This window comes from Pseudooceanicola sp. NS-SX8, from assembly GCF_057380755.1.
The window spans coordinates 667,970-685,375 of record NZ_CM170819.1; the positions used below are offsets into that span (position 1 = coordinate 667,970).

Below are 17,406 nucleotides of genomic sequence, written 5' to 3' on the forward strand. Positions count from 1 at the left end.
GTATGTCAGAGCACTTCGAAGAGGCCCGCGGCCCCCATGCCACCGCCGACGCACATGGTGCAGACGACGTATTTCGCGCCCCGGCGCTTGCCCTCGATCAGGGCGTGACCGACCATCCGTGCGCCGGACATGCCATAGGGATGGCCGATGGAAATCGCCCCGCCATTGACGTTCAGCAGCTCATCCGGGATGCCGAGGACGCGGGCGGACTGCAGCACCTGGCAGGCGAAGGCCTCGTTCAGCTCCCACAGCCCGATGTCCTCCACCGTCAGGCCATGCGCTTCCAGCAGCTTTGGCACGGCATGGATCGGTCCGATCCCCATCTCGTTCGGGTCCAGCCCCGCAGCCATGACGCCGACATAGCGGCCCAGCGGTTTCAGGCCGCGCCGCTCTGCCTCTCCGGCCTCCATCAGCACGGAGGCCGAGGCGCCGTCGGAGAGCTGCGAGGCGTTCCCTGCGGTAATGTATTTACCTTCCTTGATCTGCTGGCCGTCCTTGAAAACGGGTACAAGTGAGGTCAGGCCGTCGAGCGTGGTGGAGGGGCGGTTGCCTTCGTCCTTCTGTAGCGTGACCTCCCTGAAAGAGACCTCCTTGGTCTCCTTGTCCATCACGCCCATGGTGGCGGTCAGGGGGACGATCTCGTCGTCGAACTTGCCCGCATCCTGGGCCGCCGCGGTGCGCTGCTGACTGCGCAGGGCATAGGCGTCCTGGTCTTCGCGGGTGACGCCGTAGCGATCCGCGACGATCTCGGCGGTTTCCAGCATGGTCATGTAGATGTCCGGGCGATGCTCGGTGATCCAGGGGTCGCGGGCCCGGTCGGAGCGCATATTCTGGTTCTGCACCAAAGAGATGGACTCCACCCCGCCACCCACGGCGACCTGCATCCCGTCGGTGATGATCTGCTTGGCCGCCGTGGCGATGGCCATCATGCCGGAGGCACATTGGCGGTCCATCGAGAAGCCTGCGACCGAGGTCGGCAGCCCGGCACGGATCGCCGCCTGGCGGCCGATATTGCCCCCGGTGGAGCCCTGTTGAATGGCGCAGCCGATGACGCAATCCTGCACCTCTGGCCCCTCCAGCCCGGCGCGGGCGACGGCATGCTTCACGGCATGGCCGATCAGTTCCTGCGCCTGGGTATTGTTGAACGCGCCGCGATAGGCCTTGCCGATCGGGGTGCGCGCGGTGGAGACGATGACAGCCTCACGCATGAAGATTCCTCCCTTGAAATTAACTATTCCGGCAGCGCGATGCCGCGCAGCGCGGCGGCCATGGCCGCGTATTTGCGGGTCTGCGCGAAGGCGCCCGGCATGACCTGTTGCCCGGCTTCGGCACGGATCTCCTCCATCCGTGCCTGTATGCTGTCGGGGTCGAGGTCTTCGTCCGCGAAGGCCACGCCGGGGGTTTCGTAGATCCGGGTTTCGGTGAAGCAGCCGCCTCCGGCGCCGAGGATCATCCGGCTGGGCGCATCTTCGTGCAGAAGGGTCAGCAGGCCGGGGGTGATGGTTTCGGGGCGCAGCAGGTCGAGGATCTGTTCGGGCAGAAGGCCCTCGGTCATCCGGGTCGCGGCGGTCGGGGCCAGCAGGTTCGCGCGGATGTCGTATTTCGCGCCCTCCTGGCAGAGCACGTTCATCAGGCCGAGCAGCGCAGCCTTCGCGGCACCGTAATTCGACTGGCCGAAATTGCCGTAAAGCCCCGAGGCGGAGGTGGTGTAGACGATACGTCCATACTGTTGCGTCCTGAAATGTTCCCAAAGCGCCTTGGTCGGCACGACGGAGCCCATCAGATGCACATCGACCACCTTGCGGAAGTCGTCCAGCTCCATCTTGGAGAAGGTCTTGTCGCGCAGGATGCCGGCGTTGCAGACGAGGATGTCGACCTTGCCCCAGGCCGCGATGGCCTGATCGACCATGTCCTGCACCTGCGCCGCATCGGTGACATTGGCGCCATGGGCCATGGCTTCGCCCCCTGCGGCGCAGATCTCCTCCACCACCTGTTCTGCCTGGGCCGAGCTTTGGCCGGTGCCGTCGGTGGCCACGCCGAGGTCGTTCACCACCACCTTTGCGCCCCGTGCCGCGAGGCCGAGCGCATGGCTGCGGCCCAGGCCCACGCCCGCGCCGGTGACGATGGCCACCCGGCCGTCGAAGCTTATGGTCATGACTCTTCTCCGAAATATCTGCGTCCGAGCCACTCTGCGACGAGGGCCGGCTTTTCCTGTCCTTCGATTTCCACGCTCACTTCTGTGGTGGTCTGGATCTCCCCCGGGCGGATTTCCTCGACCTTGGAGAGGACGAAATGGCCGCGGATCCTGGCGCCTGCCGGCACCGGTGAGATGAAGCGCACGCGGTTCATCCCGTAGTTCACCGCCATGGTCGTGCCCTCGATCCCGGGCATTTCGTAGGTCATCACGGAGAGCAGCGAGAGCGTCAGGAAGCCATGGGCGATGGTCCCGCCAAAGGGCGTTTGCGCGGCCCGCTCCGGATCGACGTGGATGAACTGGCGATCCTCGGTGCAGTTTGCGAAGGCGTCGATACGGGCCTGAGTGACCTCCACCCAGGACGAAGTGCCGAGCTTCTGGCCGACAAGCGACTGGTATTCCGTACGGGAAGGTATGGTCACGTCTCATCCTCCAGGAAGGCGGCCTTGGCGGTGGCGACCTGCATGCCGCCAGAGAGCGGGATGATCGCGCCGGAGATATAGGAGCCGCCGCGCCCACAGAGGAATTGCATGACGCCTGCGACGTCTTCCTCGCGACCGACGCGACCGGCGGGGACGGTGGCCGCGGTCTTCTTCCGGCCTTCCTCGTGCCCGATGGCAAAGGCCATCATCTTGGACATGAAGGGGCCGGGGGCGATGGCATTTACCGTGATACCTTCGGGGGTTAGCTCATTCGCGAGGATGCGGGTCATGTGGTGCACCGCAGCCTTGGAGGTGGCGTAGGAATAGGCGCCCTGGCCCTTGGGGATCTCCCCCATGACGGAGCCGACGTTGACCACGCGGGCGGGGTCGTCGGGCGTCGCCGCAGCGCGGAGAAGCGGCAGCAGCGCCTGGGTCAACTGGAACATGCCGGTGACGTTGAGTGTCAGAACCTTGTCCCAGGCGTCCTGTGGGAAGTCTCCAAGAGGTGCGCCCCAGGTGCGGCCGGCGTTGTTCATCAGGATGTGCAGCATTTCCGTTCTGCTGCGTACGGTTTCGGCGAGGGCGGCGATGCCCTCGGACGTGGCGACATCGCCCGCGAAACCTTCGGCGCTGCCGGGCAGGTCCATGGCGTTCAGTTCCGCCGCGACGGCCTCGCAGGCCTCGCCCTTGCGGGAGGCGATCAGGACCCGGGCACCTGCGGCGACCAGCCCTTCGGCGGCCATGCGGCCGATGCCGGTGGCGCCCCCGGTGACCAGTGCCACCTTTCCAGTCAGGTCGAAAAGTTCGTTTGGTTTCAAGCTCATCAAAAGCCCCTTGCTGCGGCAGCGCGCGCGGCGTGATAGCCGTAGTCGCCCAGCCATTCTGCACCCACGCGGGCGCGTTTCATGAAGAACCCCATGTCGAATTCATCCGTCATGCCGATACCGCCATGCATCTGGACGCCCTCGCTGACGGCCAGTTTCGCGGTTTCCGTCGCGCGGGCCTTGGCCACCGACACGGCCAGGTCCGCGTCCTCCGGTGTTGCGTCCAGCACTCGTCCAGCATTGGCGACGGCGGAGGCGGTGATCTCGATCTCGGTCCACAGATGCGCGGCGCGGTGCTGCAGCGCCTGGAAGGAGCCGATGGTGCGGCCGAACTGACGCCTTTCCCGCAGGTATCCGGCGGTCATGCCGAAGGCACCGGAGGTCACGCCGAGGAGTTCCGCAGCGAGACCGGCCTGACCGGCATTCAGTGCCGTATGTATGATGATGTGGGCGCCGTCGACTTCGCCCAGGATGTCCTCACCGGTCGCTTCCACGGCGTCGAAATCAATCGTCGCATGGTCGCGGCTGTCGATCGTCGACACATGCTTTCGCGTGATCCCGGCGCGGGTGGCGTCGACGTCGAAGAGGGTCAGGCCCATCGGGTCCCCCGCGCTGCCGGAGGTGCGGGCGAGGACCAGCAGGCGGTCCGCCGTGCTGCCCTCCGCCACGAAGCGCTTCCGCCCGGTCAGGCGATAGCCGTTGCCGGAGCGGGTGGCAGGCAAGGTGCTTCGATCAGGGGAAAATTTGGCGTGTTCGTCGATGGCGAGGGCATAGGTCACCGCGCCGTCGGCGATGGTGGACAGGCGCGCGCTGCCGGCCTTGCGCAGGGCTGTGGCGGCGATCACGGCGGTGCTGAGAAAGGGCGAGGCGGCGAGGACTTCACCCATCTCTTCCGCCAGGATCCCGGCGGCGCGGTGGCCCATGTCGGATCCGCCAGCCTCTTCGGGCAGCAGGACGCCGGTCCAGCCGAGCGCGGCCATTTCGCGCCACAGTCCTGATGCGTATGGTTTGCCGCTGTCGCGGTTGGCACGCAGGGCGGAAACCGGGCTCGCCTCGGCGAGGAAGGCGCGGGCGCTGTCGCGCAGCATCACCTCGTCTTCGGTGGGAATGAGGGAAAGGGTCATCACGGGCTCCTATTGCGCGGGCAGGTCAAGGACGCGCTTGGCGAGGATGTCGAGCATCACTTCTGAGGTGCCGCCTTCGATCGAGTTTGCCTTGGTGCGCAGCCATTCTGGGGCGAGCGCGCCATGGGCGCCGTCCCATTCCAGCCCGTCGCTGCCGGTCAGGGACATGAGCAGCTCGTAGCGTCGCTTGTTCAGCTCGGTCCCGGCGTATTTCAGCATGGCGGAGGCGTGGCCGACGCCGCCCTGTTTCGCCATGTCCTTGTATCGTTCCAACGTCATGGCGGTGGCGAGGCTGTCGACCTCCAGCTCCATCGCGCGGGTGCGCAGCACGGGATCCTGCATCGTCTGCGGATCCAGATCCTGCAGGAAGGCGCCAAGGGAGCGGGTGCCCAGAAGGCCCTGCGCGCCGCCGCCGATCATTTCGCGTTCGTGGGTCAGCAGGTGCTTGGCCACGTCCCAGCCTCGGTTCAGATCCCCCACGATGCGGGAGAGGCCCGCGGGGTCCTCCTTGGGCACAACGACGTTCTCGAAAAAGGTTTCGCAGAAGGGCGAGGCGCCGGAGATCAGGCGGATCGGGCGGGTGGTGACGCCGGGCGCGGTCATGTCGATCAGCATGAAGGAGATGCCGCGATGCTTCGGCGCCTCGCGGTCGGTGCGGACCAGCGCGAAGATCCAGTCGGCCTGGTCGGCGTAGCTTGTCCAGATCTTGGAGCCGTTGACCAGCCAGTGGTCGCCCTTGTCTTCTGCCCGGGTCTGCACCGAGGCGAGGTCGGATCCCGCGCCGGGTTCGGAATAGCCCTGGCACCAGCGAATTTCGCCGCGGGTGATCTGGGGCAGGTAGTGCAGCTTCTGTTCATGGGTGCCGAAGGCCAGCAGCGCCGGGCCGAGCATCCAGAGGCCGAAGCTTTCCAGCGGGGTGGGGGCGTTCAGGCGGGCCAGTTCCTCGCGGTAGATCTTTTCCTGCGCGCGGGTTAGGCCGGCGCCGCCATATTCGACCGGCCAGCGGGGCGCGGTCAGGCCGCAACCGGCGGCGGCCTGCATCCAGTCGCGCTGCGCCGCAGAGCTGAAGGTGAAGCGTTTGCCGCCCCAGCAGATCTCCCGATCCTTCGAGGGAATCGCCCTGAGCGCCTCTGGGCAATGTGCTTCTATCCACGTGGAAACATTGGCCCGGAACAGGTCCGGGTTGTCGCTGAGATCCAGCATACCGTCCTCCCCAACGGTTGTCTTTCGCATTGCAGAATAGAATTTCACACATTGCTTGACAACCCGGGACCGGATGCTTTTGATCTTGGCAGGGCAACGGGGGATGCATACCCTGTTTTCCATCTAGGGAGGAGTACATTATGAAATCGACCGTGAAAGCCGCGCTTGCGGCTGCCGTGTCCCTGTGCGCCATCACTGCCGCGCAGGCGGATACGATCAAGATGGCCTTCATCGATCCGCTGTCCGGGGCGATGGCGTCTTCGGGCGAACCGGGCTACCAGAGCTTCCTTCTGGCTGCTGAACACATCAATGCGGAGGGTGGTGTGAACGGCGATCAGATCGAGGTGATCGGTCTGGACAACAAGATCAGCCCCAAGGAATCGCTGGTGCAGTTGCAGAAGGCGATCGACCAGGGCGCGCGCTACATCTTCCAGGGCAACGGATCTTCCGTGGCCTCGGCGATCATCGACGCGGTGAACAAGCACAACCAGCGGAATCCCGGAGAAGAGGTTCTTTTCTTCAACTATGCTGCGGTTACGCCGGCCTTCACCAACGAGGCCTGCAGCTTCTGGCATTTCCGTTTCGACGCCCATGTCGACATGAAGATGAACGGCATCACCGACTGGGTCGCCTCGCATCCGGAGATCAAGAAGGTCTACCTGATCGGCCAGGACTACGTCTTTGGCGAAGCGGTCGCGGCTGCAGCCGAGAAGCAGCTGGGTGAGAAACGCCCCGATATCGAGATCGTCGGGAACGAGCTGCACCCGCTGGCCAAGGTGAAGGATTTCACCCCCTACGTGCAGAAGATCATCAGCTCCGGCGCGGATGCGGTGATCACCGGAAACTGGGGTCAGGACATGACGCTGCTGGTGAAGGCCGCCGCCGACGCCGGGCAGAAAATTCCATACCTTACTTTCTATGGCGGATCGAGCGGGGCCGTGGCCGCGCTTGGCGAAGGGGCCGTGGACACGCTCTACCAGGTGTCCGAACTGGCCGCGAACAAGCCCGGCGTCTCTGCTGAACAGGATGCGCTGGTGGAGGAGTACAAGGAGCGGTTCCCCGACTACGACTACTACTACCACCGGGCCTACGTCGCGATGGACATGTTCAAGGCGGCCGCGGAAAAGGCTGGCAGCGTCGATCCCATCGACGTGGCCTATGCGCTGGAGGGCCTGTCGATCGACGGTGGCTACGGCGAGGTAACGATGCGCGCCTCGGACCACCAGTTGCAGCAGCCCCTCTATGTCACCACGGTGTCCCACGACGTGAAATATACCGTCGACAACACGGACCTCGGCTGGCGGCTGGTGGATGGCGGAGAGATCTCCGCCGCGTCGGCGGAGGAGCCGACCACCTGCAAGATGGAGCGGCCCGAATAAATCTGGCCTGACCGCAACAGCGATGCCGCGGGCCTGTTCCCGTGGCATCCACCCTTCCGCCGGAGGGGGCAACTTCGGGTATTCAAAATGGAAACCTTGGTCTTCGCGCTGCTCAACGGCGTGATCTTCGGGCTTCTGCTCTTCATGCTGTCCAGCGGGCTGACGCTGATCTTCTCGATGATGGGCGTGCTGAACTTTGCCCATGCGAGCTTTTACATGCTGGGTGCCTACCTGGCCTTCACCATCACCGAGGGCACCTCCTTCTGGGTCGCGCTCTTCATCGCGCCGATCCTCGTGGGAGCGATCGGCATGGTGGTGGAGCGTTACGGGCTCAGGAGGGTTCATGCGCAGGGCCATGTGGCGGAGCTTCTGTTCACCTTCGGCCTTGCTTATCTCATAGATGAGGTTGTGAAGATCTTCTGGGGGCGTACGGCGGTGAACTACCGCGTGCCGGAGCTTCTGGATTTCCCGCTCTTCACCCTCTACGGGGCGCAGTACCCGGCCTACCGGATCTTTATCCTCTTCGTGGCGGCTTTCATGCTGGTAGCCCTTTGGTACCTGCTGAAAAGGACCCGCGCGGGGCTGATCATCCAGGCGGCGCTGACCCATCCCAACATGGTGGGCAGCCTGGGCCATAACGTGCCGCTGATCTTCATGACCGTTTTCGGCGTGGGCTGTGCCCTGGCGGGCCTGGCGGGCGTCATCGGCGGCAACTACTTCGTCACCGATCCCGCCATGGCCGTCCAGATGGGGCCCATCGTCTTTGTCGTGGTCGTCGTGGGGGGGCTGGGCAGCCTGGAGGGCGCCTTCCTGGCGGCCATGCTGATCGGGCTGCTGCAGACCTCGGCCATTTCCATCAACCTGTCGCTGGCGGATATCTTCGGGTTCATCGGGCTTGGGCCCCATACCGAGGTGGGCGAGATCACCATCGCCTCGCTGGCGCCGATGCTGCCCTTCCTTCTGCTGGTGCTGATCCTGATGATCCGGCCCCGCGGCCTGATGGGGGAACGTGAAGTATGACTGACATGACAGCACCTTACACCGCGCTGGAACCCACCCGCGCAGAGAAGTTCCGGCAACGCACCGTGCCGCTGATCCTCTTCGGGGTCCTGTTGCTGGTGATCCCGCTGCTGGGGCCGTCCCGGTCCACCGTGACACTGCTGAACCACATGGGGATCACCATCGTCTTCGCGCTGAGCTTCAACATGCTGCTGGGGCGCGCGGGCCTGCTGAGCTTTGGCCATGCGGTCTACATGGGGCTGGGCGGCTACTTCTCCGTCCACGTGATGAACTGGATCGGCGAGGGCGCGGGCCTCTGGGCCCATGTGCCGGTCTTCTCGCTGCCCGCTTTCGGCTTCGGCGCGGGGGCGCTGGCGGGCGCCGTGATCGGCTGGCCGTCCTGCCGACGCTCGGGCACGCCCTTCGCCATGATCTCCCTCGGCGTGGCCGAGCTGGTCGCGGCGGCGGGTTTCATGTTCGACAGCCTCTTCGGCGGCGAGATGGGGATCAGCGGCGACCGCATGTCGGGGCCGGAGTTCCTGGGCCTGTCCCTGGGGCCTGTCGACCAGGTTTACTGGTTCATCGCGTTCTGGACTTTCATCGGCGTGCTGGGCACTTACGCCTTCACCCGCACGCCGCTTGGCAAGCTGAGCGAGGCCACGCGCGACAACCCGGAGCGGGTGCAGTTCGTGGGCTACGATCCGCAGCGGGTGCGCTACCTCGTCTTCATCTTCGCGGGCGCCTTCGCCGGGCTGGCGGGCGGCATGTCGGCGGTGCAGGATGAGATCTTCACCCCGGAAAACCTGTCGCTGATCCCCTCGGGCGCGATCCTGATCGCGGCCTACGTGGGCGGCATCCGGTATTTTACCGGGCCGATCATGGGCGCGGTGGTGATGACCTACATGGGATCGAATCTGAGCGATTATACCTCCGGCTGGCTGCTGTACCTGGGGCTGATGTTCGTGGGCGTGGTGATGTTCCTGCCCGACGGGATCGCGGGGATCGTCTATGGCACGGCCGACAGCATCCGGAAGGGCCGTCTGGGCGAGCTGTGGCTGGTCTGGCTGACCCGGCTGGCGGGGCTGGCGCTGATCGCGGCGTCGATCATCACCATCGTCGAGGTCGCCTTCCGCTGGTCGGATGGCTACGGCGAGGTGTTCGAACCCTTCGACCTGCAGCTGACCGTCGAGAATCCGCTGACCTGGGCGCTGGCCGTGCTGCCGCTGGCGGCTGGCATCTGGCTGGTCCGTCGGGCCGCGAAAGGAGCTTCGAAATGACCCATGCGCTTGAAATCAATGACCTTCACAAGAGCTTTGGCCCGGCGAAGATCATCCAGGGCGTGAACCTGTCCATCGAGAAGGGGGAGCGGCACGCGATCATCGGACCCAATGGCGCGGGCAAGTCGACGCTGTTCAACCTGGTCTCGGGGCGGTTCATGCCGACCTCGGGGGAGGTGAAGCTGAACGGGAAGGTGATCAGCGGCAAGAAGCCCTTCGAGGTCAACCGGATGGGCCTGAGCCGGTCCTTCCAGGTGTCCAACATCTTCACCAACATGACCGTGCGGGAGAACGTCCGCTGCGGGGTGCTCTATTCCATGGGCTATGGGTACAGCTTCTGGCGGAATATCGGCAACCTGAAGGAAGTATCGGAAAAGACGGCGGAAATCCTGGAAGATGTGGGGCTGATCGACAAGGGCAACCTGCCTGCGGCGTCTCTGCCCTATGCCGATCAGCGGACGTTGGAGATTGCCATCACCATCGCCGGCGGGGCGGAGGTGATCCTGCTGGACGAACCGACGGCGGGCATGAGCCATTCGGAGACGGCCCGCGCCGTGGCGCTGATCGAAAAAGCCACGCGGGGCAAGACCTTGCTGATCGTGGAGCATGACATGGGCGTCGTCTTTGGCATGGCCGACCGGATCAGCGTGCTGGTCTATGGCGAGATCATCGCGACGGGGACGCCGCAGGAGATCCGCGGCGACGAGAAGGTGCGGGAAGCCTACCTGGGCGAGGATGCCCATGTTCTGGAGGGGGTGGCATGAGCCTGGATCACGCGGTGGAGCCGCTGCTGCAACTGACTGATCTGCATGCCTATTACGGCAAGAGCCACGTGTTGCACGGGGTCGATATGGAGATCCTGCCGGGGCAGGTCATCGCCCTGCTGGGCCGCAACGGCGTGGGGCGGTCGACCACCGCCAAGGCGATCATGGGAGAGGTGCCGCCCGTCGGGTCGGTGAAGTTCCGCGGGCGGGAGATCGCGGGGCTGCCGAACCACCGGATTGCCCGGCTTGGCATAGGCTATGTCCCTGAAAGTCGGGATATTTTCCCGACGATGACGGTGCGGCAAAACCTGATGCTGGGCATCAAGAACATGCGCCACCCCGGCAAGTGGACGATCGAACAGATGCTGGAGATGTTCCCCAACCTGGCCCGCCGCGCGGACAATCCGGCGGGGGTCCTGTCGGGCGGGGAGAAGCAGATGCTGACCATGTGCCGGACGCTGATGGGCGATCCGGAGCTGATCATCATCGACGAACCGACCGAGGGGCTGGCGCCGCTGATCGTGCAGCAGGTGGGCGAGATGATCGCCGAGATTGCGAAGGCCGGTGTCTCTATCCTGTTGGTAGAGCAGAAACTTTCCATCGCGCTGAAGATCGCGGACCATGTCTATGTCATGGGGCATGGCGAGATCGTCTATGGCGGCACGCCCGCCGATTTCGCCACGCGGGACGATATCCGGCGGGAGTGGCTGGAGGTGTGAAACCCGCGTGGAGGGCGCGTGGGCAGGCCCCCCGGGGGGGGCTTCGCGGGCGTTGTCGGGGGCGTTTGGAGAGGCGTTTGGGAGGCGGGGGCGGAAGGCGGGGTTAACCCCGCCCTACGGCATCGTTTCGAACGTCGGTATTGCAGTGCAGCGACTCAACCCGGGAAACCCATGGTTAACAGGGGTTTCGGGGGCAAATCGGCACGTCGGTATAACGTCGGTATTGCGTCGGTATCGCGGCGGTGCGGCATGAAGGGATCGGCCCGGGTTAACGCAGCGCGCGCCCGGGTCGATCCCGCCCCTCCGGGGCCGGTCAGTGCCCGCTGCCCGAAAGCTTCATCAGCACGAGGCCCGACAGGATCAGCAACGCGGCGAGCAGGCGCATGGGTGTCAGCGCCTCTCCCATCCAGAGCACCCCGACCAGGAAAGCGCCGAGCGCGCCGAGGCCCGTCCAGACGGTATAGGCCGTGCCGAGCGGAAGGCTGCGCATGGCGAGGGAGAGCAGCACGAAACTGCCCGCCATGGCGACGAGGGTGATCACGCTGGGCACGAGCAGGGTGAAGCCGGCGGATTTCTTCATGAAGCCGGCCCAGACGATTTCCAGCAGACCGGCGATGACGAGACAGAGCCAGGGCATGACCTGACCTCCTTTCAGGGGCCGGGTCGTCCCGAAACATTGGGCCCGAAAACTCAGGCACGGCGCGGGTCGTCCCGCGCGGCGGGACCTTATCAACTGGGAAGGCGGGGGCAACCGGGAAGACGGGGCCAACCGGGAAGGCGGGAGCAACCGGGAAGATGCGCGCCTTCGGGGTGGTGGAACGGCAGCGGGCGCCCCGAGGGGCGCCCGTGATGTTCTGGCAGGGTCTTCGCGGTGAGCTCCCGCCTGCGACGTCAGGGCGGCTCAGGCGGAGACGCGCAGATCCGGGTGCTGGTAGTCGGCCAGCTGCTTGCGCAGGTTCAGCTTGGACACCTTGCCGGTCGCCGTCATCGGCAGGGCATCGAGCCAGATGATGTCATCGGGCATCTGCCACTTGGCGAAATGTTCCTGCAGGTAGGCATGCAGGTCCTCTGCCGTGGGGCGGTCGTCGCCCGTGGCCACGGCGACCAGCACCGGGCGTTCGTCCCAGCGGGGATGGGGCACGCCGATGGCCGCGCATTGCGCGATGGCCGGATGCGCCGTGGCCGCGTTTTCGAGGTCGATCGAGGAGATCCATTCGCCGCCCGACTTGATCAGGTCCTTGGCGCGGTCCTGGATCGACAGGAACCCGTCCGGGTCGATCGAGGCGACATCGCCGGTGCCGAACCAGCCGTCGGCATCATGCGCCTCGGCACTGGCTTCGGGATTGCGGAAGTAGCCCGAGACGACGGCGTTGCCGCGCACGAAGAGTTCGCCCACCGCTTCGCCGTCCTGGGGCAGGGTGGTGCCTTCCTCGTCCACGATCTTCAGGTCGACGCCGAAGCAGCGGCGGCCCTGCTTGGACTTGGCGGCGATGCGTTCGTCGAAGGGGAGCTCCTCCATCCAGGCGGGCAGGCAGCCGTGGGTGCCGATGGGGGACATTTCCGTCATGCCCCAGGCATGGCCGACCTTGACGCCGCGGGTCTCAAACGCCTCGATCATGGATTTCGGCGCGGCGGAGCCGCCGATGACGACATCGCCGAAGCCCTCGGGCGTGCGGCCCTGGGCCTGGATTTCGGCCAGGAGGCCCATCCAGACGGTGGGCACGCCCCAGGCGGAGAAGACCTTCTGGTCGTCCATCAGCTTGAAGATCGACGGGCCGTCGAGCGCATGGCCGGGCATGACCAGCGAGGCGCCGATCATCGGCGCGACGTAAGGAAGGCCCCAGGCGTTGACATGGAAGAGCGGCACGACGGGCAGGATCGGCTTGCCCTCCTCGAAGCTGCGCTTCTGGGAGACGACGAGGGTGAAGGCATGGAGCACCGAGGAGCGGTTGGAATAGAGCGCGCCCTTGGGGTGGCCGGTGGTGCCGGAGGTGTAGCACAGGCCGCAGGCGGTGTTCTCGTCCAGTTCGGGCCAGTCGATGACGGGATCTTCGGGCGCCAGCAGCTCTTCGTAGCAGAGCGCGTCGAAGGGGGTGTCGGGCATATGCGCCCGGTCGGTCATGATGACATAGGTCAGGTCGTCGGGCAGGTGGTCCTTCACCGCGGCGATGATCGGCACGAAGGTGGTGTCGAGGAAGAGGATGCGGTCCTCGGCGTGGTTGACGATGTAGATCAGCTGCTCGGCCGAGAGGCGGGGGTTGATCGTGTGGCAGATCGCGCCGATGCCGCCGATGGCGTAGTAAAGCTCGAAATGGCGGTAGCCGTTCCAGGCCAGCGTCGCCACCCGGTCGCCGATCTGCACGCCGCGGCGGCGCAGGGCATGGGCCAGCTGCGCGATGCGGGCGCCGGCCTCCGGGTAGGTGTAGCTGTGGATGTCGCCCTCGGTCCGGACCGAGGTGATGCCGGCCTTGCGGTGGGCGTTCGTCGCGTATTCGAGAATGTTCGACACCAGCAGCGGCCGGTGCATCATCATGCCTTCCATGGCGGTTCTCCTCCCAGAACTGTGCTGTGAAATGTAGCCCTGCCGGGGGGCTTGCCCAAGGGGGAACGCTGCGTCTGCGGAATATTTTCCGGGTGAAATTCCGCCCCTCGGAAGAAGCGGGGGAATTGCTGCGCTGCGGCGTGACGGATGCGCGGAAAGTCACCCATTCGTGAATGTTTTCAATGGTATATCGGTGCGTTTCGCATAGCGTGGAGGGCGAGGAGGCCCGGCGTTGCCGGGTCGTGCGAATCGCACGGGAAACGTTGAGGACACGCAAGGGAGGCGCGACGTGAAAGCCATCGTCTGTCATGAATTCGGACCGTTGGAGAGCCTGAGCTGGGAAGAGGTCGCGGACCCGGCCCCGGGGGAGGGCGAGCTCCTGATCCGGACCGAGGCCGCAGGGGTGAACTACCCCGACGGGCTGCTGGTGCAGGGGCTCTACCAGGTGAAGCCGGAGCGGCCTTTCACCCCTGGGATGGAGGTCGCGGGCACGGTCGAGGCGCTGGGCGCCGGGGTCGAGGGGATCGCCGTGGGCGACCGGGTGCTGGCGGCGGTGTCGACGGGGGGCTACGCGGAGAAGGCGATCTGCCCGGCGGCGCGCTGCATGCCGCTGCCCCGGGGGATGGACGCGGCGGAGGCCTGTGCCCTGCTGGTGGCCTTCGGCACGTCGCATCATGCGCTGAAGCAGCGGGCGGAGCTGAAGCCGGGGGAGTGGCTGGTGATCTTCGGTGCGGCGGGCGCCACGGGGATCGCGGCGATCCAGATCGGCAAGGTGATGGGCGCGCAGGTGATCGCCGTCTGTTCGACCGGGGAGAAACGGGAGATCGCGCTGGCCAACGGCGCGGACCATGCCATCGGCTACGAGGGGCTGAAGGAGGAGGTGAAGCGGCTGACCGGTGGCCATGGCGCGGACGTGGTCTATGACAGCGTGGGCGGGCAGGCCTTCGACGCGGCGACGCGGTTCATGGCGCGGAACGGGCGTCTGCTGGTCATCGGCTTTGCCAGCGGGGAGATCCCGAAGTTCCCGGTGAACCTGGCGCTGGTGAAGGAATATGCCGTGGTCGGCGTCTTCTGGGGCAACTGGACCCGGGCAGAGCCGGGCGCCTACATGGAGAACATGAAGGAACTGCTGGACTGGTATGCTGCGGGCCGGGTGAAGCCGCTGATCGAGGGACGGTACCGGCTGGCGGAGGCCTCCGACGTGCTGGCCCGGGTGTTGGGGCGCGGGGCGGTCGGGAAGATTGCGCTGGTGCCGTGACGGGGGCCGGGGCGGGGTGAAGTCTGGAATTCGGGTGCGGGTGTTTGGTGGGGTGGTGGATTTGGTTGGTGGGGGATGGTGGATGCCAATCCACCGCCCGCCTCAGCCCCGGCGCAGGGCCCGGATCAATATCCCGTCCGGCTGACCATGCGGGAGAGTTCCACCAGCTTCGGGCCCAGCTCGTTTTCCAGCCGGTCCTTGGGCAGGGAAAACGCATAGCCGCCCAGGTTGAAGGCCAGCATCGGCGTGTCGGGCTGGGGCGAGCGGTAGGGCACCGAGACCGCGTGCACGTCGCGCTGCCATTCGCCGAAATTGGCGTAGAAGCCCTTTCGGGCGATCTGCTCCTGCGCGTCCTCGATGCCGTGCAGCACCTCGGAGAGCTTATCGCCCTCGTAGCGGTCGCGGATGCGGTCGAGGATTTCTGCCCGTTCCGCCTCTGACGTGCCGGCGATATAGGCGCGGCCCATGGCCGAACGCGCCAGGGAGATGCGGGAGCCGACGTTGAGCTGCAGCGAGATCACCCCTTCGGAGCGGGCGGCGGCGATATAGGTCACCGCCATGTCGTCGCGCCCGCCGAGCGCCACCAGCACGCCGTCACCGCAGTCATCCGCCAGCTTCTGCATGTAGACCTGCGCCGTTTCGCGCACCTGCATGCCTGCAAGGCAGGCATAGCCCAGCGAGAGCACCGGCAGGCCCATCCGGTAGCGGCCCGTGCCCTCGTCATAGACCAGGTAGCCCGATTTCAGCAGGGTGAAGGTGAGCCGGGACACGGTGGAATTGGGCAGACCCGTGCGTTCCGCCAGTTCCGAATTGCCCAGGCCGGCCTTGTCCGCAGGCCGGAAGGCCTTCAGGATTTCCAGGCCCCGGTACAGGGCCGTGACGAACTGGCGATCGCTTTCGCCCTTGTCCGTCTCCGTGATCGTGTCGCTTACCCTCTTGCGCATAACTCTTATCCCCGATGCGTCCTGACGCAGCTACAGAGCGCCGGGCGGGGGGTCAAGATGCCCGGCCCGGCCTTGGCCTAGGTGGCCCCGGCGGCTGTCCCGGCCGCCTCTTTTTCCGACAGCTCCCGCCAGAGCACCTTGCCGGAGGCCGACTTGGGCAGGCTCGCCACGAAGGCCACGGATTTCGGGCACTTGTAGGCTGCCATATGGTCGCGGCACCAGTCGATCACCCGGGCTTCGGAAAGGTCGGCGGCGCCGGTGCGGGGCACCGCGATGGCCTTCACCGTTTCGCCGCGGCGGGGATCGGGGGCGCCGATGATGCAGACCTCCGACAGGTCGGGGTGGGCATGCATCAGCGCCTCCACCTCGGCCGGCCAGACCTTGAAGCCGGAGGCGTTGATCATCCGTTTCACCCGGTCGACCATGAAGAAATAGCCCTCGTCGTCGTGGTAGCCGAGGTCGCCGGTGCGGAAGAAGCGCTTGCCGTCGATCTGCACGAAGGCGGCTGCCGTTTCCTCGGGGCGGTTCCAGTAGCCCTGGAAGACCTGGGGCGCGCGGGTGACGATTTCGCCGGTTTCGCCCGGGCCAAGCACGCGCAGGGTTTCGGGGTCGATGACATGGCTTTCGACGCCCATGACGGGGATGCCAAGGCATTGCCGCTTGGGCCGGTGGGTCGGGTTGATGTGGGTGCCGGCCATGGTTTCCGACAGGCCGTAACCTTCGATGTAGTCGAGGCCGGTCAGGGCGTGCAGCCGGGCCGCCACCGCTTCGGGCATGGCGGCGCCGCCGCCACCGATGCCGCGCAGGGACGACAGGTCCCGGGTTTCGATGTCGGGCATCTGCAGCATGTCGATGGCCATGGTGGCGATGGAGCGCCAGCGGGTCACGCGGTGGCGCGCGATCAGGGTGCAGGCGGCTTCGCGGTCCCAGCGGGAGAGCAGGACGATTTCCTGCCCCTGCAGGATCGGGATCGACATGCCGTTCTGCATGCCCGTCACGTGGAAGAGGGGCAGGGTGGTCAGGTGGACCTCGTCCTCTTCCTCGGACGGGTTCCAGGCGGCGCCGCCGTGGATCGTGGCCTGGACCGAGGCATGGGTGTGGACGCAGCCCTTGGGGTGGCCCGTGGTGCCGGAGGAATAGGGGATGACGGCGATGTCATCCGCCCCGGCGGTGACGGGGCCGGGCGCGTGGCCCGCGGCGAGGGCCGTGCGGAAGGGCGTGGCGCCTGTGATGTCTGCATCGCTTTGCCCCTGCAGGCTGGGATGCAGGGGGATGTCATGGCCGGGATCGGTCATGTCGGCATAGGCCGCGGCCAGCAGGTGGTCGATCCGGCCTGCCTCCAGCAGGGGTTGGATGAAGGGCAGCAGTTCGGTGCCGCAGATCGCCACGCGGGCGCCGGTGTCGTGGGTGAGGTGTTCCAGTTCGGCCTGCCGGTTCATCGGGTTGACCGGGATGACGGCGGCATCGGCGCGCAGGATGGCATAGTAGGCGATGACGTATTGCGGGGCGTTCTGCATGTAGAGCAGGACGCGGTCGCCCCTGGTCACGCCATGGGCCTGCAGCCAGCCGGCCAGGGCGCGGACGGCGTCGTTCAGCTGGGCATAGGTCAGGGTGTGGCCGTGGTAGCGGATCGCGACCTGATCGGGCACGCGCGCGGCGGAGCGTTCGAGGTTGAGCGCGACCGAGGCGCGGGGCAGGGCGAAGTCCATCGGCAGGTCCGGGGGCCAGTGGGGGTGATGCAGATCGGTCATGCCTTC

At 66.0% G+C, this 17,406-nt stretch carries 16 protein-coding genes; 6 read left to right on the forward strand and 10 right to left on the reverse strand.

Going from position 1 to position 17,406, the window contains the following annotated elements; genetic code table 11:
- Positions 1-5: 5 nt before the first annotated feature.
- Genes AC2IR1_RS03040 through AC2IR1_RS03065 form a run of 6 tightly spaced genes read right to left on the reverse strand, consistent with a single transcriptional unit; the run spans position 6 to position 5,767 of the window.
- Complete coding sequence (locus AC2IR1_RS03040) at positions 6-1,208, reverse strand: acetyl-CoA C-acyltransferase (RefSeq protein WP_486474806.1); 1,203 nt, start codon at positions 1,206-1,208, stop codon at positions 6-8.
- Between the two features lie 23 nt (positions 1,209-1,231).
- A complete protein-coding gene (locus AC2IR1_RS03045; protein WP_486474807.1) occupies positions 1,232-2,155 on the reverse strand; it encodes an SDR family NAD(P)-dependent oxidoreductase in 924 nt (307 codons plus the stop codon).
- Positions 2,152-2,616, reverse strand: a complete 465-nt coding sequence (locus tag AC2IR1_RS03050) for a MaoC family dehydratase (RefSeq protein WP_486474808.1) — start codon at positions 2,614-2,616, stop codon at positions 2,152-2,154. Before AC2IR1_RS03050 ends, AC2IR1_RS03045 begins: the two co-directional genes overlap by 4 nt.
- A complete protein-coding gene (locus AC2IR1_RS03055) occupies positions 2,613-3,440 on the reverse strand; it encodes an SDR family NAD(P)-dependent oxidoreductase (protein ID WP_486474809.1) in 828 nt (275 codons plus the stop codon). The genes AC2IR1_RS03050 and AC2IR1_RS03055 overlap by 4 nt, the downstream gene beginning before the upstream one ends.
- Entirely contained in the window at positions 3,440-4,564 is a 1,125-nt protein-coding gene (locus AC2IR1_RS03060; protein WP_486474810.1) for an acyl-CoA dehydrogenase family protein, read from the reverse strand. Before AC2IR1_RS03060 ends, AC2IR1_RS03055 begins: the two co-directional genes overlap by 1 nt.
- A 9-nt stretch (positions 4,565-4,573) precedes the next feature.
- The gene (locus AC2IR1_RS03065; protein WP_486474811.1) at positions 4,574-5,767 is read right to left on the reverse strand and encodes an acyl-CoA dehydrogenase family protein; all 1,194 of its coding nucleotides are present in this window, start codon (positions 5,765-5,767) and stop codon (positions 4,574-4,576) included.
- A gap of 140 nt (positions 5,768-5,907) precedes the next feature.
- Here AC2IR1_RS03065 and AC2IR1_RS03070 point away from each other — a divergent pair, with 140 nt between their 5' ends.
- The 5 genes from AC2IR1_RS03070 to AC2IR1_RS03090 all read left to right on the forward strand — a co-directional run bounded on the left by AC2IR1_RS03070 (position 5,908) and on the right by AC2IR1_RS03090 (position 10,905).
- Positions 5,908-7,146 carry a branched-chain amino acid ABC transporter substrate-binding protein gene (locus AC2IR1_RS03070; protein ID WP_486474812.1) on the forward strand — a complete coding sequence of 413 codons (1,239 nt, stop codon included), beginning with the start codon at positions 5,908-5,910 and terminating at the stop codon, positions 7,144-7,146.
- 87 nt (positions 7,147-7,233) lie between these two features.
- On the forward strand, positions 7,234-8,166 hold the full coding sequence (locus AC2IR1_RS03075; protein WP_486474813.1) for a branched-chain amino acid ABC transporter permease: 933 nt from the start codon (positions 7,234-7,236) through the stop codon (positions 8,164-8,166).
- A complete protein-coding gene (locus AC2IR1_RS03080) occupies positions 8,163-9,422 on the forward strand; it encodes a branched-chain amino acid ABC transporter permease (RefSeq protein ID WP_486474814.1) in 1,260 nt (419 codons plus the stop codon). The genes AC2IR1_RS03075 and AC2IR1_RS03080 overlap by 4 nt, the downstream gene beginning before the upstream one ends.
- Positions 9,419-10,186: an ABC transporter ATP-binding protein gene (locus AC2IR1_RS03085; protein ID WP_486474815.1), complete on the forward strand. Its 768-nt coding sequence runs from the start codon at positions 9,419-9,421 to the stop codon at positions 10,184-10,186. Before AC2IR1_RS03080 ends, AC2IR1_RS03085 begins: the two co-directional genes overlap by 4 nt.
- Positions 10,183-10,905: an ABC transporter ATP-binding protein gene (locus AC2IR1_RS03090; RefSeq protein WP_486474816.1), complete on the forward strand. Its 723-nt coding sequence runs from the start codon at positions 10,183-10,185 to the stop codon at positions 10,903-10,905. Before AC2IR1_RS03085 ends, AC2IR1_RS03090 begins: the two co-directional genes overlap by 4 nt.
- Positions 10,906-11,218: 313 nt before the next feature.
- Here the strand turns inward: AC2IR1_RS03090 and AC2IR1_RS03095 are convergent, their stop codons facing one another.
- Both AC2IR1_RS03095 and AC2IR1_RS03100 read right to left on the reverse strand, forming a co-directional pair.
- A complete protein-coding gene (locus tag AC2IR1_RS03095; RefSeq protein ID WP_486474817.1) occupies positions 11,219-11,542 on the reverse strand; it encodes a DMT family transporter in 324 nt (107 codons plus the stop codon).
- A 264-nt stretch (positions 11,543-11,806) separates the two neighbouring features.
- Positions 11,807-13,447: a long-chain fatty acid--CoA ligase gene (locus AC2IR1_RS03100; protein ID WP_486474818.1), complete on the reverse strand. Its 1,641-nt coding sequence runs from the start codon at positions 13,445-13,447 to the stop codon at positions 11,807-11,809.
- 289 nt (positions 13,448-13,736) lie between these two features.
- On the opposite strand from AC2IR1_RS03100, the gene AC2IR1_RS03105 reads away from it, so the two are divergent.
- Entirely contained in the window at positions 13,737-14,705 is a 969-nt protein-coding gene (locus AC2IR1_RS03105; RefSeq protein WP_486474819.1) for an NADPH:quinone oxidoreductase family protein, read from the forward strand.
- 125 nt (positions 14,706-14,830) lie between these two features.
- On the opposite strand, the gene AC2IR1_RS03110 is transcribed toward AC2IR1_RS03105, so the two are convergent.
- Positions 14,831-15,649, reverse strand: a complete 819-nt coding sequence (locus AC2IR1_RS03110; protein ID WP_486474820.1) for an IclR family transcriptional regulator — start codon at positions 15,647-15,649, stop codon at positions 14,831-14,833.
- A 77-nt stretch (positions 15,650-15,726) separates the two neighbouring features.
- Entirely contained in the window at positions 15,727-17,400 is a 1,674-nt protein-coding gene (locus AC2IR1_RS03115; protein ID WP_486474821.1) for a long-chain-fatty-acid--CoA ligase, read from the reverse strand.
- Positions 17,401-17,406: the final 6 nt, after the last annotated feature.

Excerpts from the sequence above, each read along its gene's own strand:
- AC2IR1_RS03040 (WP_486474806.1), bottom strand. The coding sequence starts at position 1,208 with ATGCGTGAGGCTGTCATCGTCTCCACCGCGCGCACCCCGATCGGCAAG.
- AC2IR1_RS03045 (WP_486474807.1), bottom strand. The coding sequence starts at position 2,155 with ATGACCATAAGCTTCGACGGCCGGGTGGCCATCGTCACCGGCGCGGGC.
- AC2IR1_RS03055 (WP_486474809.1), bottom strand. The coding sequence starts at position 3,440 with ATGAGCTTGAAACCAAACGAACTTTTCGACCTGACTGGAAAGGTGGCA.
- AC2IR1_RS03060 (WP_486474810.1), bottom strand. The coding sequence starts at position 4,564 with ATGACCCTTTCCCTCATTCCCACCGAAGACGAGGTGATGCTGCGCGAC.
- AC2IR1_RS03065 (WP_486474811.1), bottom strand. The coding sequence starts at position 5,767 with ATGCTGGATCTCAGCGACAACCCGGACCTGTTCCGGGCCAATGTTTCC.
- AC2IR1_RS03070 (WP_486474812.1), top strand. The coding sequence starts at position 5,908 with ATGAAATCGACCGTGAAAGCCGCGCTTGCGGCTGCCGTGTCCCTGTGC.
- AC2IR1_RS03075 (WP_486474813.1), top strand. The coding sequence starts at position 7,234 with ATGGAAACCTTGGTCTTCGCGCTGCTCAACGGCGTGATCTTCGGGCTT.
- AC2IR1_RS03080 (WP_486474814.1), top strand. The coding sequence starts at position 8,163 with ATGACTGACATGACAGCACCTTACACCGCGCTGGAACCCACCCGCGCA.
- AC2IR1_RS03085 (WP_486474815.1), top strand. The coding sequence starts at position 9,419 with ATGACCCATGCGCTTGAAATCAATGACCTTCACAAGAGCTTTGGCCCG.
- AC2IR1_RS03090 (WP_486474816.1), top strand. The coding sequence starts at position 10,183 with ATGAGCCTGGATCACGCGGTGGAGCCGCTGCTGCAACTGACTGATCTG.
- AC2IR1_RS03095 (WP_486474817.1), bottom strand. The coding sequence starts at position 11,542 with ATGCCCTGGCTCTGTCTCGTCATCGCCGGTCTGCTGGAAATCGTCTGG.
- AC2IR1_RS03100 (WP_486474818.1), bottom strand. The coding sequence starts at position 13,447 with ATGGAAGGCATGATGATGCACCGGCCGCTGCTGGTGTCGAACATTCTC.
- AC2IR1_RS03110 (WP_486474820.1), bottom strand. The coding sequence starts at position 15,649 with ATGCGCAAGAGGGTAAGCGACACGATCACGGAGACGGACAAGGGCGAA.
- AC2IR1_RS03115 (WP_486474821.1), bottom strand. The coding sequence starts at position 17,400 with ATGACCGATCTGCATCACCCCCACTGGCCCCCGGACCTGCCGATGGAC.